Source organism: Rhizobium sp. BK251, from assembly GCF_004345245.1.
GTDB lineage: Bacteria > Pseudomonadota > Alphaproteobacteria > Rhizobiales > Rhizobiaceae > Rhizobium.
Window position 1 is genome coordinate 1 of record NZ_SLUQ01000031.1, and the last position, 1,064, is coordinate 1,064.

General features: G+C 58.1%; 1 protein-coding gene. It reads right to left on the minus strand.

The features are described from left to right. The coding region (locus EV286_RS31830) for a dihydroxy-acid dehydratase (protein WP_207909962.1) at positions 1-1,064 on the minus strand (1,064 nt) is incomplete at both ends.

Sequence of the window (1,064 nt, forward strand, 5' to 3'; positions counted from 1 at the left end):
TTGGGTTGTCTCCAAAGAGCCCGCCGCCGCACGATTTCGTCCTCTTCCACCTCAAGCTGAAGCAGCCTGCGATGCGCGTCGATGGTAATCATATCGCCCTCGTGAACCAGCGCGATCGTCCCTCCGACAAATGCCTCAGGGGTAACGTGGCCAACGACCATTCCCCACGTCCCACCCGAGAACCGGCCGTCCGTGATAAGTCCAACGCTGTCGCCAAGTCCACGACCGATGATGGCAGATGTCGGAGCCAGCATCTCAGGCATGCCAGGACCGCCCTTCGGACCGAGATAGCGCAAAACCAGTATGTCGCCCGGCCTAATCTTGTCAGCCAAAATGGCATCCATGGCCGATTGCTCGTCTTCGAAAACACGCGCGGGGCCGGTAATTACAAGCTTCTTCAAACCGCTGATCTTTGCGACCGCCCCATCCTCCGCCAGATTGCCTTTGAGGATTGCAAGATGGCCCTCACTATAGAGCGGGGCATCCAGGGATCGAATGACAGATTGGTCCGCACGTGGTTGATCTGCCAGTCCTTCAAGTTCTTCCGCAATGGTACGGCCGGTGACGGTGAGACAATCCCCGTGCAACAGGCCTGCATTGAGCAGCAGCCTCAGCACCTGAGGAATGCCTCCGGCTTGATGGAGGTCAACCGCCATGTATTTTCCGGACGGTTTGAGATCGCAGATGATCGGCACTTTCCTGCGGATCCGCTCGAAATCGTCGAGAGACCATTCGACTTCTGCTGCGTGCGCGATCGCGAGATAGTGGAGGACGGCATTGGTGGAGCCTCCGGTAGCCATGATCAGGGCGACGGCGTTTTCAATCGCGTTGCGCGTAACGACATCGCGAGGCTTGATGCCCTTCTTGACGGCCTCGACCAGCACGCTCGCAGATAGGGAAGCGCTATCAATCTTCTCTTGGTCCGTGTTGGCCATGTTGGAAGAATAGAGGAGCGACATGCCCAACGCCTCGAACGACGAACTCATGGTGTTCGCCGTGTACATTCCGCCGCACGAACCCGTCGAGGGGCAGGCATTGCGTTCGATCCCGACAAAATCCTCCTC